The sequence below is a fragment of the Lysinibacillus sp. NPDC056220 genome (genome assembly GCF_049315265.1).
Lineage (GTDB): Bacteria > Bacillota > Bacilli > Bacillales_A > Planococcaceae > Lysinibacillus > Lysinibacillus pinottii.
On the sequence record NZ_JBMOXD010000001.1, the window covers coordinates 975,179 to 1,001,068 of the forward strand.

21 protein-coding genes and 1 riboswitch are annotated in these 25,890 nt (G+C 39.5%); of the genes, 1 reads left to right on the forward strand and 20 read right to left on the reverse strand.

Annotated elements, in window-relative coordinates:
- Positions 1 to 137: 137 nt before the first annotated feature.
- The 5 genes from glpX to ACOZBY_RS04625 all read right to left on the reverse strand — a co-directional run bounded on the left by glpX (position 138) and on the right by ACOZBY_RS04625 (position 4,884).
- A complete protein-coding gene (gene glpX, locus ACOZBY_RS04605; RefSeq protein ID WP_008179010.1) occupies positions 138 to 1,094 on the reverse strand; it encodes a class II fructose-bisphosphatase in 957 nt (318 codons plus the stop codon).
- 94 nt (positions 1,095 to 1,188) lie between these two features.
- Positions 1,189 to 2,475, reverse strand: a complete 1,287-nt coding sequence (locus ACOZBY_RS04610; protein WP_036123013.1) for a UDP-N-acetylglucosamine 1-carboxyvinyltransferase — start codon at positions 2,473 to 2,475, stop codon at positions 1,189 to 1,191.
- Between the two features lie 63 nt (positions 2,476 to 2,538).
- Positions 2,539 to 3,189 (reverse strand): fructose-6-phosphate aldolase, encoded by a 651-nt coding sequence (gene fsa / locus ACOZBY_RS04615; RefSeq protein WP_012292738.1) that lies wholly within the window; start codon positions 3,187 to 3,189, stop codon positions 2,539 to 2,541.
- A 150-nt stretch (positions 3,190 to 3,339) separates the two neighbouring features.
- Entirely contained in the window at positions 3,340 to 4,194 is an 855-nt protein-coding gene (locus ACOZBY_RS04620) for a class II fructose-bisphosphate aldolase (RefSeq protein ID WP_031418488.1), read from the reverse strand.
- 330 nt (positions 4,195 to 4,524) lie between these two features.
- Positions 4,525 to 4,884, reverse strand: coding sequence for a response regulator (locus ACOZBY_RS04625; RefSeq protein WP_012292736.1), 360 nt, complete (start codon positions 4,882 to 4,884; stop codon positions 4,525 to 4,527).
- A gap of 155 nt (positions 4,885 to 5,039) precedes the next feature.
- Here ACOZBY_RS04625 and ACOZBY_RS04630 point away from each other — a divergent pair, with 155 nt between their 5' ends.
- The gene (locus ACOZBY_RS04630; protein WP_031418486.1) at positions 5,040 to 5,570 is read left to right on the forward strand and encodes a DUF2529 family protein; all 531 of its coding nucleotides are present in this window, start codon (positions 5,040 to 5,042) and stop codon (positions 5,568 to 5,570) included.
- Between the two features lie 50 nt (positions 5,571 to 5,620).
- Here ACOZBY_RS04630 and ACOZBY_RS04635 read toward each other — a convergent pair whose 3' ends face one another.
- The 15 genes from ACOZBY_RS04635 to ACOZBY_RS04705 all read right to left on the reverse strand — a co-directional run bounded on the left by ACOZBY_RS04635 (position 5,621) and on the right by ACOZBY_RS04705 (position 25,890).
- A complete protein-coding gene (locus ACOZBY_RS04635; protein ID WP_012292734.1) occupies positions 5,621 to 7,213 on the reverse strand; it encodes a CTP synthase in 1,593 nt (530 codons plus the stop codon).
- A gap of 442 nt (positions 7,214 to 7,655) precedes the next feature.
- Positions 7,656 to 8,201, reverse strand: a complete 546-nt coding sequence (gene rpoE / locus ACOZBY_RS04640; RefSeq protein WP_031418485.1) for a DNA-directed RNA polymerase subunit delta — start codon at positions 8,199 to 8,201, stop codon at positions 7,656 to 7,658.
- A gap of 152 nt (positions 8,202 to 8,353) precedes the next feature.
- Positions 8,354 to 8,512 carry a hypothetical protein gene (locus ACOZBY_RS04645; RefSeq protein ID WP_012292732.1) on the reverse strand — a complete coding sequence of 53 codons (159 nt, stop codon included), beginning with the start codon at positions 8,510 to 8,512 and terminating at the stop codon, positions 8,354 to 8,356.
- A 146-nt stretch (positions 8,513 to 8,658) separates the two neighbouring features.
- Complete coding sequence (gene icmF / locus ACOZBY_RS04650; protein WP_099806122.1) at positions 8,659 to 11,907, reverse strand: fused isobutyryl-CoA mutase/GTPase IcmF; 3,249 nt, start codon at positions 11,905 to 11,907, stop codon at positions 8,659 to 8,661.
- Positions 11,908 to 11,999: 92 nt separating this feature from the next.
- Positions 12,000 to 12,632 carry a TetR/AcrR family transcriptional regulator gene (locus ACOZBY_RS04655; RefSeq protein WP_012292730.1) on the reverse strand — a complete coding sequence of 211 codons (633 nt, stop codon included), beginning with the start codon at positions 12,630 to 12,632 and terminating at the stop codon, positions 12,000 to 12,002.
- Between the two features lie 3 nt (positions 12,633 to 12,635).
- A complete protein-coding gene (locus ACOZBY_RS04660; RefSeq protein ID WP_031418482.1) occupies positions 12,636 to 13,772 on the reverse strand; it encodes an acyl-CoA dehydrogenase in 1,137 nt (378 codons plus the stop codon).
- Positions 13,773 to 13,926: 154 nt separating this feature from the next.
- A complete protein-coding gene (locus tag ACOZBY_RS04665) occupies positions 13,927 to 15,063 on the reverse strand; it encodes an acyl-CoA dehydrogenase (RefSeq protein WP_422761603.1) in 1,137 nt (378 codons plus the stop codon).
- Positions 15,064 to 15,122: 59 nt separating this feature from the next.
- Positions 15,123 to 15,974, reverse strand: a complete 852-nt coding sequence (locus tag ACOZBY_RS04670; RefSeq protein WP_012292727.1) for a 3-hydroxybutyryl-CoA dehydrogenase — start codon at positions 15,972 to 15,974, stop codon at positions 15,123 to 15,125.
- Positions 15,974 to 17,179, reverse strand: coding sequence for an acetyl-CoA C-acetyltransferase (locus ACOZBY_RS04675; RefSeq protein WP_422761605.1), 1,206 nt, complete (start codon positions 17,177 to 17,179; stop codon positions 15,974 to 15,976). Before ACOZBY_RS04675 ends, ACOZBY_RS04670 begins: the two co-directional genes overlap by 1 nt.
- 197 nt (positions 17,180 to 17,376) lie before the next feature.
- Complete coding sequence (locus tag ACOZBY_RS04680) at positions 17,377 to 19,596, reverse strand: heterodisulfide reductase-related iron-sulfur binding cluster (protein ID WP_031418479.1); 2,220 nt, start codon at positions 19,594 to 19,596, stop codon at positions 17,377 to 17,379.
- A 236-nt stretch (positions 19,597 to 19,832) separates the two neighbouring features.
- A complete protein-coding gene (locus ACOZBY_RS04685; RefSeq protein ID WP_031418478.1) occupies positions 19,833 to 20,396 on the reverse strand; it encodes a cob(I)yrinic acid a,c-diamide adenosyltransferase in 564 nt (187 codons plus the stop codon).
- 12 nt (positions 20,397 to 20,408) lie between these two features.
- Positions 20,409 to 21,869: an adenosylcobinamide amidohydrolase gene (locus tag ACOZBY_RS04690; protein WP_012292722.1), complete on the reverse strand. Its 1,461-nt coding sequence runs from the start codon at positions 21,867 to 21,869 to the stop codon at positions 20,409 to 20,411.
- The gene (locus ACOZBY_RS04695) at positions 21,866 to 22,867 is read right to left on the reverse strand and encodes a FecCD family ABC transporter permease (protein ID WP_031418476.1); all 1,002 of its coding nucleotides are present in this window, start codon (positions 22,865 to 22,867) and stop codon (positions 21,866 to 21,868) included. Before ACOZBY_RS04695 ends, ACOZBY_RS04690 begins: the two co-directional genes overlap by 4 nt.
- A complete protein-coding gene (locus ACOZBY_RS04700; protein WP_031418474.1) occupies positions 22,864 to 23,835 on the reverse strand; it encodes an ABC transporter substrate-binding protein in 972 nt (323 codons plus the stop codon). Before ACOZBY_RS04700 ends, ACOZBY_RS04695 begins: the two co-directional genes overlap by 4 nt.
- A 144-nt stretch (positions 23,836 to 23,979) precedes the next feature.
- Positions 23,980 to 24,162: riboswitch (cobalamin riboswitch) on the reverse strand.
- Between the two features lie 60 nt (positions 24,163 to 24,222).
- On the reverse strand, positions 24,223 to 25,890 hold the full coding sequence (locus ACOZBY_RS04705) for an acyl-CoA dehydrogenase family protein (RefSeq protein ID WP_375827881.1): 1,668 nt from the start codon (positions 25,888 to 25,890) through the stop codon (positions 24,223 to 24,225).

Genomic DNA, 25,890 nt, shown 5'->3' on the forward strand with positions numbered 1-25,890 from the left:
ATACGGTTACCTCTATAGGTCAATAACAAATCCACCATATAATATAACATTGCCTTACAAACTACGGGATGGTTTATTTTAAGAAGAAGGTACCTAGCACAATAAATGTACTAGGTATATTTTAGAAGATAATATCATTAATATCTAGGTTTTTTCTCAAGTGCGTGACGGCCTTCTACAAAGCGAACCGTACCAGACTTAGCACGCATAACTACCGAGTGCGTTAATGCGTAAGCACCTTTATATTGAACACCCTTTAAAAGCTCACAATCTGTCACAGCTGTTGCAGCAAAAATAGCGTCGTCACCTTTTACTAGATCGTCTAAATAAAGAACTTTATCCACATCTACACCCATTTTATGGCAGCGTTCTAATTGCTCCTCATCTTCGGGTACTAATTTTGCTTGGAAGTCTCCACCCAGGCATTTTAAGGCTACAGCCGAAATAACACCCTCTGGTGCGCCGCCTGTTCCAAACATAATATCAATACCTGTTTCATCAAAGGCAGTATTAATTGCTGCACCAACATCGCCATCTTGAATAAACTTAATACGTGCACCAGCCTCGCGAATTTCATCAACAATTGCTTGGTGACGTGGTCGATCTAATAGAGTAGCAACGACATCTGAAATATCTTTATTTTTTGCTTTTGCTACTTGTAATAAGTTATAAGTGACAGAAGCATTGATATCTACTTTACCAGCCGCTTCTGGCCCTACAGCAATTTTCTCCATGTACATATCTGGTGCATTTAACAGATTACCTTTATCTGCAATTGCAAGGACTGTCATGGCACCATTCGTACCTTTTGCTACAATATTTGTACCTTCTAATGGATCCACAGCAATATCTACTTTTGGACCACCACTTCGTAAGCCAAGTTCTTCACCAATATAAAGCATTGGTGCTTCATCCATTTCACCTTCACCAATTACTACTGTAGCATGCATTGGAATTGTATCGAACATTTTGCGCATCGCTGTTGTTGCTGCATCATCTGCCTCAATTTTTAAACCGCGTCCCATCCATTTCCCGGATGCAATTGCTGCTGCTTCTGTTACTCGTACTACTTCCATCGATAAACTACGTTCCATTGTTGCTTTGCCTCCCGTTATCGGCCGTTTTTCATACCGAAACATTCAAATTACCTCTATTGTAACATAATTGAGTGAAAACTTTTAGCTCTCATTATTCCTTTGTCTCAGCTACGCGTGCCAGGATTGTTTCACGTCGAATATCAGCGCCTAAATCACGTAATTTCTCAATAAGTGAGCTATAGCCACGTTCGATATGATAGATATCTTGCACTTCCGTTTCGCCTTCAGCTAATAGACCAGCTAAAACTAAAGCTGCACCTGCGCGTAGATCTGTAGCTGTTACTGTTGAGCCGTGTAGTCTACTTGGCCCTTTAATAATGGCCGTATTGCCTTCTACACGAGCATCAGCATTCATACGACGAAGCTCATCAATATGTTTAAATCGAGCTGTATAAATAGTATCTGTTACTTTTGAGGAACCGAATGCCTGTGACATTAACACAGCAAGTGGTTGCTGAATATCGGTTGGGAAACCAGGATACACCAATGTTTTTACATCAACAGCTTGCAAAGTGGAAAGGTCTGTTTTTGGTACATAAATACTTTCTTCACCAATTTCAATCTTCACACCCATTTCACGAAGCTTCGCTATAATTGCTTCTAAATGCAGTGGAATTACATTATCAATTGTAATACCATCACCTACGGCTGCGGCCATTATCATAAATGTCGCCGCTTCAATGCGATCTGGTATAATCGTATGCTCTGTACCATGTAGTTCTTCTACCCCTTCAATACGGATGACACTTGTACCTGCCCCTTTAATATTGGCCCCCATATTTGTTAGTAGTGTTGCTACATCAATAATTTCAGGTTCCTTCGCTGCATTTTCTATAACGGTACGACCCTTCGCAAGGACAGCAGCTAACATGATGTTAATCGTTGCACCGACACTTGCGACATCTAAATAAATTTTAGCCCCAATCAACTCATCTGCACGTAAATAAATTGCGCCATGTTCATTCGTAATTTTAGCGCCTAATGCTTCAAAGCCCTTTATATGTTGATCAATTGGTCGAGGACCCAAGAAACAGCCACCAGGTAAACCAATGACAGCTTTCTTGAAACGCCCTAGCATGGCCCCCATTAAATAATAAGAGGCACGTAACTTTTTAACATTGCCGTTTGGTAATGGTAATGCAATCATGTCTGTTGGATCGATTGTCATCTTCCCATCCTCAAACGATACTTCCCCACCAATTTCCTCTAATAAAGCCTTTAACGTCCATGCATCTGAAATTTCTGGTATCCCTCCAATAGTCACTGGAGAGTTCGCCAAAATTGATGCAGGAATTAAGGCGACTGCACTATTTTTTGCACCACTAACTTTAATTGTACCTTGTAGACGATTTTCGCCAGTAATTTTATAAACATCCATTTTGCGTTCTCCCTCATGATTGGAAAGTAGTATTTTTTGCAATTGGCTCACTGTATATTCTTATTATTCGCCTTTTCTCTTATTCCAATCCGCTAAAAATCCTTCAATTCCTTTTTCCGTTAATGGATGGTGGAAAAGTTGTTTTAAAACTTTAAATGGAGTTGTTGAAATATGCGCGCCAGCTAAAGCTGCAGCCGTAACGTGCTGAGGGTGACGAACAGAGGCAGCAATAATTTGTGTATCAATATTATGAATTGTAAACATGTCAGCAATTGTTTCAATTAGCTCTACACCATTTTGACCAATGTCATCTAAACGGCCGATAAATGGTGATACATATGTAGCACCTGCACGCGCAGCCATTAATGCTTGGTTTGCACTAAAAATTAATGTTACGTTTGTTTTAATTCCTTTGTTTGCAAAGAAACGACAAGCTTCTAATCCCGCTGGAGTCATTGGTAGTTTCACTGTAATGTTAGGAGCAATAGCAGCTAATTCCAAGCCCTCTTTAATCATTCCTTCTGCATCCAATGCAATAACTTCTCCGCTTACCGAGCCATCGACAAGCTCAGCAATTTCACGAAGACGATCATGGAAAGAAACATTTTCTTCTTTAGCCACTAATGATGGGTTTGTTGTAACTCCTGATAAAATCCCCCATGCATGTGCCTCTTTAATCTCTTCAAAATTTGCTGTATCAATAAAAAATTTCATATTATTTCCTCCTGATCATTTTTCTTATATTATTAAATATTTTTCCAAAATTTCTTTATTTCAAAAACAAGAGAAGGTCGATTGAAAGCATCAACACTTCTCTTATTATGTGTATTTATCTATGCTTTTGTAACATATTAAATGCAAAAATTATGCTTTTTGTGCACTACCAAATTCGCGAATTTTACCAATAACCGTTGCTTTAATTGCTTCTCTTGCAGGACCAAGGAATTTACGAGGATCGTAAACAACTTTGTCATTGTCAAGAATCTCACGGATTGCTTTTGTTGCTTCAATTTGATTTTCAGTATTAACGTTAATTTTTGCTGTACCTAATGAAATAGAACGTTGGATATCTTTTGTTGGAATACCTGTACCACCATGTAATACTAACGGAAGATCTGCCAATTTAGAGATTTCTTCCATTTCCTTGAAGCCTAGATTTGGTTCTCCTTTGTAAGGACCATGTACTGAGCCAAGTGCTGGCGCTAAGCAGTCGATGTCTGTAAGCTCAACCATTTTACGGCATTCTTCAGGGTCAGCATAAATAATACCGCCGATTACGCCATCTTCATCTCCACCAACTGTTCCTAATTCCGCTTCTACAGAAACGCCTTTAGCATGTGCATATTCTACTACTTCTGAAGTAATTTTCACATTTTCCTCAAATGGATGGTGTGAAGCATCAATCATCACAGAAGTAAAGCCTGCATCAATTGCCTCTTTACATTTTGCAAAGCTAGAACCATGGTCAAGATGAATGGCTACTGGAACTGTAGTACCATAGGATTCCATTAAACCCTTTACCATGTGAACAACAGAAATAAATCCGCCCATGTATTTCCCTGCACCTTCAGATACACCAAGAATCACTGGAGATTTTTCTTCTTCAGCTGCTTGTAAAATTGCTTGTGTCCACTCAAGGTTGTTAATGTTGAATTGACCAACAGCATAACCCTCTGCTTTTGCTTTAATTAACATCTCTTTCATAGATACTAATGCCATACTAAAAATCCTCCTCTTAGGACTATTCTTTCTACATAAATATGCTCCTCAATCATAGCAAAAATAATAGCCCCTGAAAAGCAGGGGCTATTATTTTCTACACGAAAGCGCAGTATCACGAAGCAACAGTGTACACCAATGTGTAGGCAACTAAACCACAGCGCTTGAACCTGAAAAGCAGGGCTATTATTTTCTACATGAAAGCGCAGTCCAACAAAGCGGCAGTGTACACCAATGTGTAGGCAACTAAACCACAGCGCTTGAACCTGAAAAAATCTCCCTCTTTTTTTAAGCATAAAGAAAACAGGCCGTGTACTCACTGCCTGTTCTTTATGCTTGTAACGCTTTGTTGACTTCATCACGTACTTCAAAAATATCAAAAGGCTTCGTAAAGTAACGAATCGCTCCTAGATTTAAAGCTTCTTGTACAACATCTAGCTCGCCATACGCAGTCATCATAAATACAGGAAGCTTTGGGAACTTTTCTTTTAAACGTCTTAAAATTTCGATACCATCCATTCCGGGTATCTTCATATCTAGTAATACGCAATCCATGTCTTGTTCATCTGCATACTTTAATGCCTCTAAGCCATTGGCTGCTAAATATGTAACATATCCTTCCTTTTTCAGCACTTCATTTAAAAGCAAACGAATTCCCTGCTGATCATCGACAATTAGTAATCGTTTCACATTTCATTCCGCCCTTTTTATATTTTATTCTTACACAAAAATATTCTTTATTATGTATAATTCTACTTTTTCAGCTTAATACCTTCTAGTATTATAAATTATCTGCTTTTGCTTTCTACCTTTTTCACCCCTATAATATGGGTAGAGGTGGGATCATGTCAAAAATTCTAACAACACAAGTAAGTGGATTATTACAAAGAATTACACAAAATGAAGAGGATGCTATCGAGGAGACTGCAAGGCTATTGGCACAAGCTGCAATTGGCGAAGGTAATGTCTATTTCGCTTGCTTTGGAGAAATGCAGACAGTGGAATTAAATGCTCTGCAAGCAGTGGAACCATTTAGTAAGTTAGCTCCTTGGACTTCTGATACAAACTTAACAGAAGCTGATCGAGTTTGCATTTTTACTCGTAGTGCACACGATGAAGAAGCACTAGCTTTAGCTCAGAAATTAAATACACAATTTATTCCCTTCGCTGCTGTTGCAAGTGAACCAGCCAGTGCAGAAAACCCTCTTATGGACTTAGCCTATACGTATGTTTCTACTCGTATAAAGGGTGGTTTATTGCCAAATGATTTAGGTCAACGGATAGTTGTACCACATGCACTTGCAGGGCTTTTTGTTTATGAGGCTGTCAAAATGGCCTATGATGATATGCTTGGTTTTGATGAGGAAGAATTGTAATAATTCAATTAAAAAGAGTTGTCTCATATTCCGAGACAACTCTTTTTTGTTTATTTAAATGTTGCGCCGATAAAGTCACGGAACAGAGGTTGTGGACGATTTGGTCGTGACACTAACTCTGGGTGGAATTGACATGCTACAAAGAAATTATTCTCTGGTAGCTCAATAATTTCAACTAGCTTACCATCAGGGCTTGTACCTGAGAAGACAAGACCAGCTGCTTCCATTGCTTCACGATATTCATTGTTAAATTCATAACGATGACGATGACGCTCATAAACAAGCTCTTTGCCATATGCTTCACTTGCCTTAGATCCGTCTTTTAATTTACATGGGTATAATCCTAAACGTAATGTTCCGCCAATGTCTACACTATCATTTTGATCTGGTAAGAAGTCGATAATTGGGTACTCTGTGTTTGCATCAAGCTCTGTAGAATGAGCACCTTTTAGGCCTAGTACATTACGTGCATATTCAATTGTTGCAAGCTGCATACCTAAGCAGATACCTAAGAAAGGTACATTATTTTCACGCGCAAATTGCGTTGCTAAAATTTTCCCTTCTACACCACGATCACCGAAGCCACCTGGTACTAAAATCGCATCAGCATCTTTTAATAGTGCAGCTACATTATCAGCATTGACATGCTCTGCATTAATCCAGTCAATTTCAATATCAGAATTATAAACATAGCCTGCATGCTTCAATGCTTCTACCACTGAAATATAAGCATCCTGTAGTTCTACATATTTCCCGACTAACGCTACTTTTCTTTTGTTTGGTAAGTTTTTCACTTTGTCTACCAGCTCACGCCATTCTTCCATATCAGCTTCTGGAGCTGTAATACCAAAATGGTCAAGAACGATATCATCAATATCTTGGGCATGTAGGTTTAATGGTACTTCATATAAATGCTCCGCATCACGTGATTCAATAATTTCATGTGGTTGAACATCACAGAATAAAGCTAATTTCTCTTTCATATCTTGTGGAACCTCTTGTTCAGTACGCACAACGATAATATTTGGTTGAATACCTAAAGAACGTAACTCTTTTACGGAATGCTGAGTTGGCTTTGTTTTTAGTTCACCAGCTGCTTTAATATAAGGAATCAATGTACAGTGGATATACATTACATTGTTATGACCTAAATTAGTTTTCATTTGACGGATAGCTTCAAGGAAAGGTAAGGATTCAATATCGCCTACTGTTCCACCTACTTCTGTAATAACAACGTCTGCATTTGTCTCGCGACCAGCACGTTGGATACGATCTTTAATTTCATTTGTAATGTGAGGAATAACTTGTACAGTACCACCGTTGTAATCACCACGACGTTCCTTCTGTAATACAGATTGATACACACGACCTGAAGTTACTGTAGAATGCTTTCCTAGGTTAATATCAATAAAACGTTCATAATGTCCTAAATCTAAGTCAGCCTCAGCACCATCATCTGTTACAAAAACCTCACCATGTTGATAAGGACTCATTGTACCTGGATCGATATTAATATATGGGTCAAATTTTTGAATCGTAACTTCTAAACCGCGGTTTTTTAATAAACGGCCTAGAGATGCTGCAACAATCCCTTTTCCAAGTGATGATACAACCCCACCTGTTACAAAAATATACTTCGTCATGAAAAAATTCCTCCTTTAGAATTGCTAGATAAGTTGTTTTGTTAGGGATTAGAACATCTGACAGTCAAACACCCTAAAAAAAGAAAAGCCGAGAATGTCTACAAATTTGTAGTCGATTCGAAGCTGTCATCGTTTCTATCTCTTTTCCACTTTCCTTTAAACCTTAAAACTTTAACATTTATTCAGTCACCGTTTACTATACATCATGAATACTTTAAAACATTTATATTCATATCCGCGCAAAAAGTATGGGAGAGCTAGTCTGAATAAAGTTAAAAACAAAAAAAACGCTCCTCCTGCAAGGTCTGCAGGGGGAGCGTATTATATACACGGTCTTTCTCCTTTTTTTAAGGAGCCCAAGTAAAAGATTAAACGTAACCGTGATAGAAGTCAAGAATTTTTACATCAAGCATAAAAGTAAGAAAATTCTAAGAGTGAGGTTTTAGATTTCTTCCTCTTCTTCTTCGAACTCCTCTTCTTCTTCATCAATAAACTCTTCATCGATTTCTTCAATATCTTCTAAATCTTCGTCTTCATCAAAATCAATATCTTCTTTATCTTCATCTTCTTCGTCTATCTCTTCTTCATCCACGAATTCTTCATAGTCCTCGTCGAAGTCGATATCTTCTTCATCCAAATCGATATCTTCTTCTAGATCATCATCTTCATCCGCAGAAGCTTTAGATTTTTTCTTTTGAGTTTTAACAGACGGTGCTGTTTCTTCCTCAATCTGCTCTACTTTAAACCATTCACGTAAGCCCCAGCCTGTTTCTTGGTTATATAAGAAGCGGCCATCTACATTAAGATCTGTGTAAAATTGTAGTAGGCGGGATTTAATTTCTTCATCACTGTAGCCTACAAGCTCTTGAATTATTTTTAACAAATCATTAAAAGTTACTGAGGCACGTTTTTCATTTAAAATTACATACGCTAAGTTAATTAACGACTCTTCTGTTAATTGTTCCTTTGTCATTTCACGAAAATTCAATTCGTGCACTTCCTTTCCCTCATCACAATGGACGTTTTAAAATTACATGGTGCTTTATTTTCCAAGCGCAGCAAAATGGCCACGCAAAAGGTACTTTCCATACAATAAGCATAATACCCATTATATACAAAGTTTTAGCCCCTTTGCTAGCTTCAATTACTGTTTTTTATATTACGCATTTTTTTAATGCCAAGATAAAACAAATAGACAGATAATAGTAGTAAAGGAATAGCGCCAATTTGCTTATTATACAGGAAAATGGCTCCCAATACTAAAGCTAATACAATTATGTAGTGAATAGCTGATTTCATCCTCTACCGCGCCTCCCCTTTTTTTTACATTTCTATTATAGCGAAAAAAAAAAGAAGTGCCTAATCCTAAGACTAGACACTAAAAAACTAGAGAAGCTTATACATTAAAAAAGTATTTGTAAACGTGTAAAATTGTTTATCTCTGTCTACATATTACGACGATATTGTCCACCAACTTCATATAAAGCTTTCGTAATTTGTCCCAAGCTAGCTACTTTGACAGTTTCCATTAATTCCGCGAAGATATTTCCATTATGAACAGCTACCTCTTGTAATCGTTTAATGGCCGCCTCGCTTTTAGCTTCATTGGCCTTCCAGAAATCTTGTAAATTGTGAATTTGTGTTTCCTTCTCTTCCGTCGATGCACGAGCAATTTCCATATTATCAATATCAGCATCAGAAGCTGGGTTTGGGTTCAAGTAAGTATTAACCCCGATAATCGGTAACTCCCCTGAATGTTTTAACATTTCATAATGCATGGACTCCTCTTGGATTTTCCCTCGCTGATATTGCGTCTCCATGGCTCCTAACACGCCACCACGATCATTGATGCGATCAAATTCTTCGAGGACAGCCTCCTCTACAAGATCTGTCAGCTCTTCCACAATAAATGCACCTTGAAGTGGATTTTCGTTTTTCGCTAAACCATGCTCTTTCGTAATAATCATTTGAATAGCCATTGCACGACGTACAGATTCCTCAGTAGGTGTTGTAATCGCCTCATCATAGGCATTTGTATGCAGGGAGTTACAGTTATCCTGTAAGGCCATCAAAGCCTGTAATGTTGTACGAATATCATTAAAATCAATCTCCTGCGCATGTAGACTACGACCTGAAGTTTGAATGTGATATTTTAGCTTTTGGGCACGCTCATTTGCACCATATTTATCACGCATCACAATCGCCCAAATACGACGAGCTACACGTCCGATAACTGTATATTCCGGATCAAGTCCATTGGAGAAGAAGAACGATAAGTTAGGCGCGAAGTCATTAATATTCATGCCTCGGCTTAAATAATATTCTACATACGTGAAACCATTCGCTAAAGTAAAGGCTAATTGAGAAATAGGATTTGCTCCCGCCTCCGCAATATGATAACCAGAAATCGAAACGGAGTAGTAGTTGCGAACCTTATGGTCAATAAAGTATTGCTGAATATCCCCCATCATACGTAAGGCAAATTCTGTAGAAAAAATACATGTATTTTGACCTTGATCTTCTTTCAGGATGTCTGCTTGCACTGTTCCACGAACGACCTGTAGTGTTTTTTCACGTGTCTCTGTAAATTCTTCAACTGTCAAAGTACGCCCTAACTCTTGCTCACGTAATTTTATTTGCTGATCAATCGCTGTATTCATGAACATAGCCAAAATGATAGGTGCTGGACCATTGATTGTCATAGATACAGATGTAGATGGTGCACATAAATCAAAGCCTGCATACAGTTTTTTCATATCCTCTAACGTACAGATTGATACACCCGATTCTCCAACTTTACCATAAATATCTGGTCGATAATCCGGGTCCTCCCCGTACAATGTTACGGAATCAAATGCTGTAGATAAACGTTTCGCGTCATCGTCCTTCGATAAATAGTGGAAGCGTTTATTTGTACGCTCTGGTGTCCCTTCACCAGCAAATTGGCGCTTCGGATCTTCTCCCTCGCGTTTGAATTGGAAAACACCGGCCGTATAAGGAAATTCACCAGGCACATTTTCTTTATAAACCCAGCGCAAAATTTCACCGTAGTCTTCAAATTTTGGTAATACAACCTTTGGAATTTTCGTACCTGAAAGACTTGTTGTCTTCAATATTGTGCGAATCTCTTTATCACGAACTTTCGTCACAAATTCATCCCCAGCATACGCATCCTTTAAAGCTTGCCAATTGTCTAATATACGCTTGGATTCAGCCGTTAATTCGTCTCGGACACCTTCTGCTAAAGAATTAAGCGATGTGATAAGTGCATCATCCGGTGCTTTTTCCTTAACAGCAGCGATAGCCCCCTCTAATTGGAATAGACGACGAGCAAATGCTACCTGCTGCTCTGTTTTTTTATGATAGCCACGCACTGTATCAGTAAGCTCTCGTAAATAATAACGACGATCATTTGGAATAATTACATCTTGCTTTTGTGTTTTAGCAAATTGCTCATAGCTCGTTTCCCAATCGCTACCCACTTTTTGGTTAATGATTTGCACTAGCGCGGCAAATAATGCATTTGTTCCTTTATCATTAAATTGGCTAGCAATTGTACCGTAAACTGGCATATTATCAAGTGATTCATCCCAAAGTTCTCGCGAACGCTGATATTGTTTTTGTACTTGGCGTAGTGCGTCCTCTGAACCTTTACGCTCGAATTTATTAATAGCAATAACATCTGCAAAATCAATCATATCAATCTTCTCAAGCTGTGTTGGTGCACCGAACTCACTAGTCATCACATACATCGATAAATCGGTATATTTTGTAATCTCGGCATCACCCTGACCAATACCACTTGTTTCAACGATAATTAAATCATAACCTGCTACACGTACTACATCTATTACGTCCCCAATGGATGCGGTTAATTCCGTACGAGAGCCTCGTGTGGCTAAGCTACGCATATAGACACGGTTATTAAAGATGGCATTCATACGAATACGATCTCCAAGTAATGCCCCACCCGTTTTTTGCTTTGTTGGATCGACGGACAAAATTGCCACACGTTTTTCCGGGAATTCTTTTAAGAAGCGGCGGATTAGTTCATCCGTTAATGAAGATTTACCTGCTCCCCCTGTTCCGGTGATTCCCATAACAGGTGTTCCTTTTGAACGCTTCCGTGCTTCCTCCAGCATTTTTTTCGTGTCTTCATCGTCATTTGACTCGGCAGCTGTAATTAAATTAGCTAAAATTTCTGGAGTCTCTGTTGTTAAAGACTCTAATTTTTCTAAATAGCTACCAGTTGCAGTAGGAAAATCTGTTCCTTTAATTTGCTCATTAATCATTCCTTGAAGCCCTAAAACACGGCCATCCTCTGGCGAGAAAATTCCTGCAATGCCGTAAGAATGAAGCTCTTTTATTTCACGCGGTAGAATTACTCCACCCCCACCGCCATATATTTTTATATGTGGTGCCCCTTTTTCACGCAGTAAATCATACATATATTTAAAGTATTCCATATGCCCGCCTTGATAAGAAGAAACAGCAATACCTTGCGCATCCTCTTGTATCGCAGCATTTACGACTTCTTCAACTGATCGGTTATGACCTAAATGGATTACTTCTACACCGCTCGATTGCAAAATGCGTCGCATAATATTGACCGAAGCATCATGTCCATCAAAAAGACTCGATGCTGTCACAAAACGTACGTGATTTTTTGGACGATATACTTCTACCTTTGTCATATGAAATCCCCACTCTCTCCCCTTAATGAATAAAAAAAGCCGGCAATTGCAATGTCGCTTTATGCAATTACCGACAACCCCCTAACGAAATATTAAAACCCCTTTATGCCTGAAATGAACAATGTGATTTGCATGTCGATAAACTCATCAATTGAATGTTGGCGATGTAATGCCCATTTGCGGAATGCCCAACTTTGTCCAGACACCACTAAATTATTGGCTGCTAAATGAATCTGCTTGTCTGTCATTGATATGTCACCAGACTGTACACAGCGCTTTAGCAATCTTTCAAAAGTAGCAACCATTTCAAACTCTTTACTAAAGACATAACGTTGCGCTTCTTTTGATAATGATTTTGTTTCTTGATACATGATTGTGAGCTCATCAACCATGCTATCGATTTGAAGGAAGTATTCTCGGATCATTTCCTTCAGCTCTTCGATTGTTCCTGCTTTAATCTCGTAACTTGAAAGTCGTTCCATTGCATGATGATAGATACTATCACATACAAGGTAAAGAACATCCTCTTTTGTTCGAATGTACTCATATAAGGTACCGATACTAAAGCCTGCAGCTTTTGCGATTTCTCTCGTTGTGGCCCGATGGAAGCCTTTTTCTTTGAATAACTTAATAGCTCCCTGAATCATTTGCTCACGACGAATGGCGATTAAATTTTCATCTTTTACAGTTGACTGTACTTGGGGCCTTTTATCTTTTTCGGTCATCAATTATTTAGTTAACATACGCGAGATAACTAGTCGTTGAATCTCTTGCGTACCTTCATAAATTTGTGTGATTTTTGCATCACGCATAAAGCGTTCTACTGGATAATCTTTTGTATAACCATAACCACCAAATACTTGAACCGCCTCCGTCGTTACACTCATCGCCGTATCGCCAGCCATTAATTTCGCCATTGCAGATGCCTTACCATATGGTAGGTTATTAGATTCTAACCAAGCCGCTTGGTATGTAAGAAGTCGAGATGCCTCAATTTGAGTTGCCATATCCGCTAGCTTAAAGGACACACCTTGATTTGCCGTGATTGGTTTACCAAATTGGACACGTTCTTTTGCATAGTCAACTGCTGCATCAAGTGCTCCTTGTGCAATTCCTACAGCTTGAGCCGCAATTCCATTACGTCCACCATCCAGTGTCGTCATCGCAATCTTAAAGCCTTCCCCTTCAGCTCCTAGTAAATTTTCTTTCGGCACACGACAGTTGTCGAAAATAATTTCTGTCGTAGGAGATGAACGAATCCCTAATTTCTTCTCCTTCTTACCTACCGAAAAGCCTTCAAAACCAGCTTCAACAATAAATGCTGATGTACCGTTTTTGGCTTCAGGATCTGTTACTGCAAATACAATATATGTATCTGCTACTCCACCATTGGTAATGAAGATTTTTGAGCCGTTTAAAATATAATCATCGCCATCACGCTTTGCGTAAGTTTTCATACCACCCGCATCAGAACCTGATCCTGGTTCTGTTAAACCGTAGGCACCAATATGCTTTCCTTCAGCCATTGGACGAAGATACTTTTGTTTCTGTTCTTCTGTACCGAACTTATAAAGCGGCCAGCCTGCCAGTGATGTATGGGCAGATAATGTTACGCCTGTTGATGCACACACACGCGATAATTCTTCAACAGCAATGACATACGCAAGGTAATCAAATCCAGCTCCGCCATATTCCTCTGGCCATGGAATACCTGTTAATCCAAGCTCCGCCATTTTATCGAAAATGGCGCGGTCAAATTCTTCATTTTCATCACGTTCTGCTGCTGTTGGAGCCACTTCATTAATAGCGAAATCTCGAATCATTTCACGTAATTGCTCATGCTCTTCTGTTAACTGAAAGTTCATTGTCCATTTCCCCTTTTTATTAGACTCTGCTCTGAATAATGTTAAATTAGATTTAGCATTTTATTAAGCGGTTCTCTTTCTATATCGAACGATTCCCATCCTCTTTGGCACATTTGATTCATTTGTATTAGCTACAATTACCTTATACCAGGCTCTATTTCAGTAAATGTTTACTAATGACTAGTCTTTGAATTTCACTTGTTCCTTCATATATTTCAGTTACCTTGGCATCGCGGAAATATCGCTCTACTGGGTAATCTTCTGTATAACCATAGCCACCGAATACTTGAACAGCCTCTATCGCCGTTTGGACAGCTGTTCGTGATGCAAATAGTTTCGCCATTGAAGCTTCTGCACCACACGGTAAACCTTTTGCACGTAAATCTGCAGCACGGTAGACTAGTAGTTTGGATGATTCAACAGCTGTTGCCATGTCGGCAAGTTTAAAGCTAACGCCTTGTTGAGCAACAATTGGTTTACCAAATTGAACACGTTCTTTAGCATAAGCAGAAGCTGCCTCAAGTGCCGCTTCAGCTATCCCTAAAGCCTGTGCCGCAATACCAATGCGGCCCACATCTAAATTAGCCATCGCTATTTTGAAGCCTTCTCCCTCTTCCCCTAAGAGGTTGTCGGCAGGGATTCGGCAATTATCAAAGGTTAGTTGAACTGTACGAGAGCCATGCAAGCCCATTTTATGTTCGTCTTTTCCAATAATTAAGCCTGGTGTTCCCTTTTCCACAATAAAAGCAGAAATGCCTCTTGTTTTTTCTGCAGGATTCGTTGATGCGAATACAATATACACATCAGCCTCCCCACCATTAGTAATAAATACTTTGGAGCCATTAATGACATATTCATCACCATCACGTACTGCTTTTGATTGAAGAGAGCCTGCATCCGAACCAGCACCTGGTTCTGTTAAACAAAAAGCACCTAAATATTCCCCTGCTGCAAGTTTAGGTACATAGCGTTTCTTTTGCTCCTCATTCCCAAAGTAAATGATTGGATTTGTTCCAACTGAGGTATGCACCGATAAAATAACGCCCATTACAGCGCTTACCTTTGATAATTCATGAATCGCAATAATATACGACGTAAAATCCATGCCAGAGCCTCCAAGCTCTTCTGGCGTTGTGATACCCATTAAACCAAGCTCACCCATTTGCTGAAGTAACTCACGTGGAAACTCCCCAGCTTCCATTCGCTCTACCCATGGTTGAATTTTTTCTTGAGAAAAATTACGAACCATATCGCGCATCATAATTTGCTCATCTGTAAATTGCAAATGCATCTATTATGTCACCCCTCTAAGTTGTCCTGTAGCAATTCGATAACCCCATCCCCATAGGATTATTCGTAAATATAAAAGCCTCTTCCAGATTTCTTTCCTAGCCAACCAGCTGCTACATATTTACGAAGCAGTGGACAAGGTCGATATTTACTATCTCCTAGGCCCTCATGTAAAATCTCCATAATGGAGAGACAAGTATCTAAACCAATGAAATCCGCCAATGTTAGCGGTCCCATTGGATGGTTCATTCCAAGCTTCATGACATCGTCAATCGCTTCTTTCGATGCTACCCCTTCGTATAAAGCATAAATAGCTTCATTAATCATCGGAAGTAAAATTCGGTTTGAAATGAATCCTGGAAAGTCATTCACTTCAACTGGCGTCTTCGATAACTTGACTGTCATCTCTTCCACCGCTTTGTATACTTCATCGGTTGTGGCTAAACCACGGATAATTTCTACAAGCTTCATGACAGGTACAGGATTCATAAAGTGCATGCCAATAACTTGCTCTGGTCGATTTGTTACAGCAGCAATTTCTGTAATAGGTAGTGAAGAAGTATTGGTAGCTAATATAGCATGTGCCTGCGCAATACGATCGAGTTGTTTAAAAATAGATTGCTTCACTTCCATATTTTCTACAGCTGCCTCAATGACAATATCTACATCACTAGCATCCTGTAAATCTAGTGACATCGTAATGCGACCCAGAATTGCCGTCTTTTCATCCTCTGTTTTACGACCCTTTTCAACATCACGTGATAGGTTTTTAACAATAACGCCTAGTCCACGCTCGTAAAACTCTTGTTTAATATCGTTCAATTTCACGTCAAAGCCTGCTTGTGCACAAACCTGTGCAATGCCAGAGCCCATTTGCCCTGCACCAATGACCATTACTTTTTGAATTCCCATCAGTTCAGTCCCCCTGTTTTCGGTACTTCAATCATGATTGCATCGCCTTGTCCACCACCTGAACAAATAGCCGCAATGCCGATACCACCGCCCTGACGCTTCAATTCCTGTGCAAGCGTTAAAATGATACGTGCTCCAGAAGCCCCGATTGGATGTCCTAAAGCAACGGCGCCACCATTAACATTCACCTTTTCTGCATCTAGATCCGCTAACTGCTTACTCACTAAAGCTACTGCTGCAAAGGCTTCATTGATTTCAAACAAATCAATATCCGCTAATGACTTATTCGTCTTTTTCAATAGCTTATTAATGACCAGACCTGGTGTTTGAGGGAAATTTTCTGGCTCAATCGCTAGCTCTTCATGACCTATAATTATTGCCAATGGTTCTCTACCTTCGCGTATGGCACGTTCCTCGTTCATCATGACGAGTGCACATGCTCCGTCATTTACACCAGGTGCATTACCTGCAGTAATGGTACCATCCTTATCAAAGGCTGGTTTAAGCTTTGCCAGTATTTCTAAAGAAGTACCTGGTCTTGGTGCCTCATCTTTAATCACAACAAGTGGCTCACCTTTTCGTTGAGGAATTTCAACAGGAACGATCTCTTCTGCAAAATATCCTTTGTCCATCGCTGCTAGTGCACGCTCATGGCTTCGAACTGACCAAGCGTCCTGTTCCTCACGACTTAGAGAGAATTCTTTTGCTGTCGAGTTACCATAGCTGCCCATATGTGGTCTTGCTGGGTCGAAAGCACATGTTAGCCCATCATAAAGCATCCCATCGACCATCGTTGAATCACCCATTCGTAAGCCCGTTCGACCATTTAACAGATAATACGGTGCATTAGACATGGACTCCATTCCACCAGCTACAATCACTTCTTCGTCCCCTAAGCGAATCAGTTGATCTGCTAATGTCACTGCACGCATCCCAGACGCACAGACTTTATTAATAGTTTCTGTTTTTACCCCTATTGGTAAATTTGCTTTTATTGCCGCTTGTCGAGAGGGAATTTGCCCCTGTCCCCCTTGTAAAACCGAGCCTAAAATTACCTCATCGACTTCATCAAGTCTCACATTGGATTTCTCTAATGCACCCTTAATTGCAGTGGCTCCTAAATCACTTGCATGTACTGCTGATAAAGAACCACCAAATTTACCAAATGCCGTTCTTGCTCCTGCTAATATTACTGCTCTATTCAAGTAAAACACCCCTTTTGTTTTACGTTCTCGATGAAGTAGTGAAGCATTTTATTGACTGAACGCTCGCTCGACTTCTATCGATGAAAAATGGGAGTTTTTATTTCACCTCCCATTTCCATTTAATCTTATTCTACAAAACAATTTTTTATTGTGCAATTTATATTTTTCAGATAACTAAAATATTTCTACAATAGCAATCATTTTTCTGCGCTTATTTCAGTATTCTCATTTTGATTTGTATTTTCAACTGTCATCACAACTTCTTCCATTGTGTCTTCTACTTCCTCAGTAGTGTTGTCGGCAGTCTTTACTTTTTCTCCAAACACTGAACGCTCCAATAACTCTGCTACGTCGAATGTGCCAATTGAGTCTTCCACTTCTTTAGCCTTTGTACCATCCTCCAGCATTGTTAAGCAGTAAGGACAGCCAGATGAAATAACTGATGCATTGGTTGCTAAAGCCTGTTCTGTACGGGCTACGTTAATACGATTGCCGACATGCTCCTCCATCCACATAAGACCTCCACCTGCACCACAGCACATCGCTGTTTCTCGATTACGTTCCATTTCGACTAACTTCACTCCAGGAATGCCACGCAAAATTTCTCGTGGTGCATCATAGACATCATTGTAACGACCTAAATAACATGAATCATGGAAAACTATTGTTTCATGCACCTCGTGATTTAATGCTAGACGATTCTCTTCAATCAGCTGATTTAATAATTCAGTATGATGATATACTTCGCCTTTCCAACCAAAATCTTGGTATTCATTTTTAAAGATATTGTATGCATGAGGGTCGATTGTAACAATTTTTTTCACGTCATTTTTAACAAACTCATCGATATTGGCGGTAGCTAACTCTTGGAATAAGAATTCATTTCCTAAACGACGAGGCGTATCACCAGAGTTCTTCTCTTTATTTCCTAAAATTGCGAACTTCACACCTGCTTCGTTTAATAGACGACAGAATGCTAATGCAATTTTTTGAGAGCGGTTATCAAATGCTCCCATTGACCCAACCCATAATAGGTATTCCATTTCCTCGCCAGACTTTTTCAATTCTTTTACTGTAGGGATATGGATAGTTGGATCTAGATCACGCCAATTTTCTTTTTCTTTACGGTTTAGTCCCCAAGGATTTCCCTGTCTCTCGATATTCGTCATCGCACGTTGCGCATCAGGATTTACTTTTCCCTCTGTCATTGTTAAATAACGACGTAAATCAATAATTTTATCGACATGCTCGTTCATTACTGGACATTGATCTTCACAGTTACGACAAGTCGTACAAGCCCAAATCTCTTCCTCTGTAATCACATCACCAATTAAAGCTGGGCTGTAGATATCTTCAATCACTGCACCTTCAGCACCAGCTGCCATCGCAAGCTGATTTCCCTTTGTATTGGCAAAGAATTGATAAGGCACCCAAGGCTTTTGCTTAGTTACAACAGCACCTGTAAATGTTAAATGATCTCGTAATTTCACGATTAAATCCATAGGAGAGAGCATTTTTCCTGTCCCTGTTGCTGGACACATGTTTGTACAACGTCCACATTCTACACAAGAATACAAATCTAGCATTTGTTTTTGTGTGAAGTCCTGTATGCGTCCCACCCCAATAGAAGGCATATCCTCTTCACTTTCAGCATTTTCTAATGCTTCGAAATCAATGGGTGCTAAAGTTCCTGTTCGATCTAAACGATTCATATAAACATTTAGCGGACTTACAATTAAATGGAAATGCTTAGACTGTGGTACATACACAAGGAATGTTAAAAGAATTAATAAATGTGCCCACCACATGACATAAAATACACCAGCGGCTACTGACGCAGGTAGGAAACCAAAAATAGCAGCAATACTAGAAGCGACTGGCTCCGTATAAGTTAATCCCTCTCCATGCCAAATTAGTCCCATACCATTCGCAATTAACGTCGATACCATTAAGCCACCAATGAAAATTAATACAAGACCGTTTTTCCAGCCACGTTTTAAACGTACTAGCTTTTCAACATAGCGGCGGTAAAATGCCCAGACAACCGCTACCAAAATCATTAAAACCACAAGTTCTTGGAAGAATGTAAAGACTCCATAGAAAATACCTAGTGGTAAATGTGAGCCTGGTGCTAATCCTTTCCAAATTAAATCAATTGCCCCTAGCTGTACCATTAAAAATCCATAGAAGAACATAACATGGATTAAACCACTCTTTGGATCTTTTAATAGCTTATTTTGGCCAAATACATTGACCATAATATAGCGAAGACGCTCTTTTACACTTTCATCAAACTCAACCTTTTTCCCCAACTGCACATACTTATAGCGTGTTTTCAACAGATAGAAGAACAATCCTACTGCATAAAGTACAACCACGACTGTTAAGACAATGTTAGCAATTAATAATGGACTCATGGTTGATCCCCCCTTGTTTGTCGTAATTTTTCTCTCTTTGTGATAAATTTGCTAGCTCATACGAAAATGTTCATCATTTCGATATTATATTCCTATTCTAATAAATGAGTGAGCATTCAGTCAACATAAAACGGAAATATTTCTGATAATTTTATATTCTTACATTTTACAAGAAAAAAAGCCACCCTGAATTTTTTCAAAGTAGCATTTTTTTACTTTCTGTAGAAAACTATATTTTAGTTTTTAAAGACGTTACCACTGCGAATATATTCAACATCCGCAACCTGTAATCGAGCATTTACAACACGTGCAGCCGCAAATAAATAATCTGATAATCGATTTAAATATTTTTGTACAACTTTCGGCACATCTTCAACTTCTTTCATAAGTGTGACCATTTCACGCTCTGCTCGACGAGCAACCGTACGTGCAATGTGTAAAGTCGCAGCTGCTGGGGCCCCTCCTGGTAAAATAAAACGTTGTAATGGTGGCGCTTCATCTGATAGTGCATCAATACGAGCCTCTAGCACTTCAATTGGTTGCTCTGTAAGCTTATAATGTCGTTCTTTCATCACGTTTGCCAGATCACCACCAGCATCGAACAGCTCATGTTGAATGGTTTCTAGGTCTGTTAAAATATCTTTGAAAAGTGCTTGGTCTAATTCACTTACTGCTTTACCAATAAAAGAATTTAATTCATCAATCGCCCCATACGTTTCAACACGCAAACTATCTTTATCAACGCGTCCTCCGATAAGACTTGTTTTACCCGTATCCCCTGTTTTTGTGTAAAGCTTCATTTCGCTCATCTCCTAAAATTCATTTTTATAATTTCTGATAGCCTGAACTGTAGTTTCAAAAACACCCTTTGCAATCATTTTACCAACCTCCGTAATGGGGCCACCATATAACATTTCTTTCCCTTTTTGAGTTGCAGCAATTAAAAGACTATCTGTAGCAGTACCAGTAGCAATAGTTCCACTACGCTCATCACGAATATTTTCTGATTGCAGAGCCTTCGTTTTCGCCTCCGTAGCTGTCATCATAGCTTGAAAAAATGCTTCCTCTGATAAACAGCCATTTATAATTACCCATGTGTTAATAGTACCAATATATGGCTGATCTTGCCTTTCATGCACACGGGATACATCTACTGCATTGCCTACTCCAGCAGTAACAGCTACTATTACACTGCCAAATGGTGCAGCCCATTCATTGATCGCCACAAGGGCTGTTGGCACTGCCGTCAGCATGACAACTGTATTCGTGGGTGAAAAATGACCTTTTTGCAAAAATTCATTAACTTCTCTTTTTACATCACTGATCACATAGTCACCAGGTACAGAGCGGTTTAACAAGCAATTATGCCATCCTATACCGGGGTTATGGACAGCAGATGATACCGTTTTTAAAGGAATCTCTGATTGAAGTTGTATAAATTGTTCCGTTATTTTAAAATGTTCTTTTTTTATTACAGCTCGCTGTTGATGGTCGCTTGCAGCAGGCATCATTGTAATTTGTGGTTTAGGAATTTCTGGATGAGCATAAGTAGCTACTCGTGCTTGGTAAATTTCTTCTATTTGTGAAGCAATTAATACTTCATGTGGTGCCCCAAAAGCTCTCATTTGTCCACTCTCCATGAGCAATAATTCATCACAATAGAGAGAGGCTAAATTCATATCGTGTAATACCATCACTACTGTTAATCCACACTCGACTGCTTCCTTCCGAACCATATCTAAAATTTGACGTTGATGGGCAATGTCTAAATGATTTGTCGGCTCATCTAGCAGTAAAATTTCCGCAGTTTGAGCAAGGGCCTGTGCAACAAAAACTCTTTGCTGTTCGCCTCCCGATAAAAATTCCATAGGTGTATGCTCATAACGTTTTATACCTGTTTGCAGCATTGCATGTTGAACCGCTTGTTCATCTTGCTCAGACCAACTTGAAAAAAAGCCCGTTTGATGTGGATAACGTCCAAGCGAAATAGTCTCTCTTACACTGTTTGAGAAAGCATTCGCATGAAGCTGTGGTAAAACAGCCATTTTTTTTGCTAAAGCACGGGCATTGTAGGACAGAATGTTTTGTCCATCAATAGAAATTGTGCCCTCAACAGCTGGTAGAATACCACTCATTACCTTTAATAATGTGGATTTCCCACTACCATTTGGCCCTAATATGCCAAGAATTTTTCCTTTCTCAACCGTAAAGCTTATATCCTTGACGATTGGTACGTCTTCATAACCACCTGATAGATGTTCAACAAAAATCACGCCCGCACCCCCTTGCTTCTCCGTTGTTTATAAAAAATATAGGAAAAAACAGGCGCTCCAATAAATGCAGTAATGACACCAATGGGCAGTTCCCTTGGCAGGATGATTGTTCTTGCGACTAAATCACAAATTATAAGTAATGTTGCACCATTAAAAAATGATAATGGCAGTAAATGACGGTGATCAGAACCCCAAATCATTCTTGTCATATGTGGTACAACCAACCCTACAAAGCCAATTGTGCCTGAAACAGCTACCGCTGCTCCAGTCAGCATAGAACCACCTACTAAAATCAAATACTTACTACGTTTTACATTGACACCTAAATGCTTCGCTCTTTCTTCCCCATATAATAAAACATTAAGCTCACGTCTCTGCGTCCACAGCATAAGGGAACCCACAATAACGAATGGGATAATCATTTGAACATACGGCCAACCACGCATAGATACAGAACCCAGTAGCCAGCCGATTACTTGGCGTAGCTCCTCTCCCGATAAGGCAATCATTAACGAGATTAACGACCCTAAAAATGAACTAAAGATAACGCCCGTTAAAATAAGGGTTTCCATCTTTAGCGAACGGTCTACTATTCTAGCAAAGCTCATAACTACAACCATTGTAATGATTGCGCCTATCATGCTAAAGGTAGGTAAGGCATACAAGCCTACAACAGGTATCGAAATATTAAAAAAAATTGTCATGACTGCACCGACAGAAGCACCGGATGAAATACCTAATGTATATGGATCTGCTAGCGGATTTTTTAGCAAGCCCTGGAAAGCTGCTCCCGCAATAGCGAGAGCAGCCCCTACTAGCCCTGCTAAAAGCACACGAGGCAAGCGAATTTTCCAAAAGATATTGGCAGCCGTTTCATCAACTGACTGATTCCACAGCACTTCTATCGGAATATGAACAGAGCCTATAGCTACGCCACACCAAATGCTAATGATAAAAAGCGTACATGTTAATACATAGGCTGTTACTACTTTTTTCACTTAAATACCTCAGGGTAGATGGCTTTTGCTAACTCCTCAAGACCATCCGCTAAACGCGGTCCTTGACGGCTTGTTGTGCTTTCATCTACTTGCACAATGGCATTATTTTTCACTGCATTTATTGTATCGAAACCAGCACGCTTTGGTATTTTTGTTAAAATATCAGGTACATAGCTATATGTCACCACGATGACATCTGGATTTTTTGTGATAATTTGTTCTGCACTAATTTCATACCAATTATCACCATCTGCTGCTACATTTTTTGCATGAATCATCTCCAACATTGCGTTCATAAATGTGCCTTGACCAGCTGTATAAATATTAGGTTCATCAGAGGCCTCTACAAAAACATTCTTAGGTTCAACGTCTTTCACTTTCTCCTGTACTGCTTCTACTTTCGCCTTCATGTCAGCAATGATGTTTTCAGCCTCTGGTAATTTCCCTGTGGCACGACCAAGCTGTTCAATCGTTGTATAGGTTTCATTAAAATTCTGGGCATTTTTTACAACAAATACTTTCACGCCCGCCGATTCAAGTTGTGCAATGGCTGATTCTGAAAGAGACATGCTAGATTCATGTGCAAAAACGATGTCTGGCTTTAAGGCAATAATTTGTTCAATATTGTACTCCATGCCACCAACCTTATCCTTTTCAGCTACCTCTGGTGGATAATCGTCATTGTCTGTAACCCCGACTATTTCATCCTTTAAACCTAGGCCAAATAATATCTCTGTATTACTTGGAATAAGTGACACTATTTTCTCAGGAGGGGCCTCTAGAGTCATCTCCTTTCCAATAGCATCCGTTATAGTTATTGGAAATGTTGCCTCTTCCACCTTAGACGTTTCTTGTTGTGTTTGCTCCTCTGTAGCTGCGGACTTGTCATTTTTCGCCTCTTGTCCACAAGCTGCTAGCAACCCTATCGTTAAAAATGCCGATACTCCTATTTTCCAAAATTTCTTCATGTGAATCCTCCTTCGTAGATTTGTGCGTTCATGTGTTAGAAGTGTTCTTCCATCAAAATAAGACCCCTCATCTTCGAATGATGAGGGGTCAAAATCGCACCAAAAAACTGATACAAAATCCACCATCCTATCCTCGTAGGCTGTCATGTCTATGCTATAAAGGCAGGTCTCCTGGCTTGTGCTCATTACGTTTTTTCAAGCCTTCCCGAAATTTTCAGTGGCATTATTTGAAAAAACTCACACTTACAGTGGCGGGACCGCATCGGAATTACACCGATTTCCCTTTTCACTTTACATAAGTAAAGAACCTTTATAATATTCAGTTGAATTATATTATACATGAAATTAAAAGAAGTCGCCTCTATATCAAGGCGACTCCAAAGGTTGTTAGACAATTTCATCAAAATACTGTACGGTTTTCATCGAAGCACCAATCGGTCGTAATGACCAAGTTTGCTCTAAATAAACATCTGCAAGTTTTTCATATTTCCCACCAAATTTTTGTGCCCATTCAACTGCGATGACACTTTCATATAAATGAGCCATTTTTTGGGCAACATCCTTTGCTTCAAACGTTTTTGTAGCTTCATCGAGAGCACTAAAAATTTGTAATGTTGCCGATAGTTTAGTTAATTGCTCTTGAACGATTTTCACTAATGAATGGTCTGTTAATACTTCTAATCGCTCGCTCATCTCTTGAACAAACAATTCATGTGCTCTGTATTTATCCACTAAGCGAATAAGCTCCAACGCTAGTATATTAGCCGTACCCTCCCATACAGTCAACACTTGCGCATCCCTTAGTAAGCGTGGTGTTACAAAGTCTTCAATATAGCCATTCCCGCCATGTAGCTCAATTGCTTCACTTGCATAATGAACTGCCTGCTCTGCCGTTTCCTTTTTCATAATGGCAATATATAAACGATTCATTATGATGTCTTGTTCTGTCCCCTGACCACTTGTCACTTTGTCGTATAATTGAATAAGATCAAAAATCGTGGCTACTTCAACATGCAGCTTAGCAGCATATTTACCCAATGTATCCTGAATCATAGGGTACTGTGTTAAAGGTTTACCAAAGGCATATCGATTTGACACATAATGCTTCGCCTCCAAGAAGCCACGGCGCATAATACCAATGGATGCCACTGCATTACAAATTCTTGATAAATTAAGCGCCTCCAACATATAATAAATCCCTTTATTTGGATCACCAACTACATAGGCGAGTGCTCCATCAAACTCTACCTCACCAGATGGAACGGCTTTCACACCTAATTTATCTTTGAGTCGTCGAATACGAAGATGGTTAACCGATCCATCTTCATTTCGCCATGGAACTACAAATAGAGTTAATCCTTTAGAGCCTGCTTGTGCACCCGCTATTCGTGCCAACACCATTGCAACCCCACACATTCCAGCATTAGACGCGAAATACTTTTCACCATAGAGGCGGTACTCATTCCCTACAAGTTTTGCTTCTACTACATTTGCACCAACATCTGAGCCTCCTTGACGTTCTGTTAAAAATGTCGCCCCCTCATATAGCTCTAAATCGCCTGTTGCACAAACATGTGGTAAGAAACGCTGCTTAACTTCTTCCTCTGCATAATGGTCTAATAAATAGGCAGTGGCCATCGTTAATGTCACAGGGCAATAAAAACCGGGCTCTGCATGTGACAGTAAATAACCTTGCGCAAAGCTATAGACATAATTCCCCTTGTGACCTAGTTGGGGAATATCCTTATGCACATAACCAACAATACCCGTATTATATGTCTCTTCAATTGTTTTTTTGTAGCCGTCATTGACCCACACCTCTGAGACCTCTTCACCATAGGCATTATACCTTTGAAGGCGAGGCTCCCCTTGTCGATCGGTATGTTTCGCCCTCACGTCTATAGCGCCAGCACATAGCTCACCAAAGTCCGTCAATTCTCGATGCGCATAAGATGAAAATTCTTTACCCAACATCATTTCCAACACTTTCTGAAGCGTTTCATCACCTGTAAAGAAATTGCTTGTACGTGCTATTTCCTGTTGTAAAACTTTCAT

Coding starts and splice junctions, on each gene's coding strand:
- ACOZBY_RS04700 (WP_031418474.1), bottom strand. CDS start 23,835: ATGAAGAAATTTTGGAAAATAGGAGTATCGGCATTTTTAACGATAGGG.
- ACOZBY_RS04655 (WP_012292730.1), bottom strand. CDS start 12,632: ATGACCGAAAAAGATAAAAGGCCCCAAGTACAGTCAACTGTAAAAGAT.
- ACOZBY_RS04670 (WP_012292727.1), bottom strand. CDS start 15,974: ATGGGAATTCAAAAAGTAATGGTCATTGGTGCAGGGCAAATGGGCTCT.
- ACOZBY_RS04630 (WP_031418486.1), top strand. CDS start 5,040: ATGTCAAAAATTCTAACAACACAAGTAAGTGGATTATTACAAAGAATT.
- ACOZBY_RS04705 (WP_375827881.1), bottom strand. CDS start 25,890: ATGAAAGTTTTACAACAGGAAATAGCACGTACAAGCAATTTCTTTACA.
- ACOZBY_RS04680 (WP_031418479.1), bottom strand. CDS start 19,596: ATGAGTCCATTATTAATTGCTAACATTGTCTTAACAGTCGTGGTTGTA.
- ACOZBY_RS04645 (WP_012292732.1), bottom strand. CDS start 8,512: ATGAAATCAGCTATTCACTACATAATTGTATTAGCTTTAGTATTGGGA.
- ACOZBY_RS04620 (WP_031418488.1), bottom strand. CDS start 4,194: ATGGCATTAGTATCTATGAAAGAGATGTTAATTAAAGCAAAAGCAGAG.
- ACOZBY_RS04635 (WP_012292734.1), bottom strand. CDS start 7,213: ATGACGAAGTATATTTTTGTAACAGGTGGGGTTGTATCATCACTTGGA.
- ACOZBY_RS04665 (WP_422761603.1), bottom strand. CDS start 15,063: ATGCATTTGCAATTTACAGATGAGCAAATTATGATGCGCGATATGGTT.
- ACOZBY_RS04610 (WP_036123013.1), bottom strand. CDS start 2,475: ATGGATGTTTATAAAATTACTGGCGAAAATCGTCTACAAGGTACAATT.
- ACOZBY_RS04660 (WP_031418482.1), bottom strand. CDS start 13,772: ATGAACTTTCAGTTAACAGAAGAGCATGAGCAATTACGTGAAATGATT.
- ACOZBY_RS04685 (WP_031418478.1), bottom strand. CDS start 20,396: ATGAAGCTTTACACAAAAACAGGGGATACGGGTAAAACAAGTCTTATC.
- fsa (WP_012292738.1), bottom strand. CDS start 3,189: ATGAAATTTTTTATTGATACAGCAAATTTTGAAGAGATTAAAGAGGCA.
- icmF (WP_099806122.1), bottom strand. CDS start 11,907: ATGACAAAGGTAGAAGTATATCGTCCAAAAAATCACGTACGTTTTGTG.
- glpX (WP_008179010.1), bottom strand. CDS start 1,094: ATGGAACGTAGTTTATCGATGGAAGTAGTACGAGTAACAGAAGCAGCA.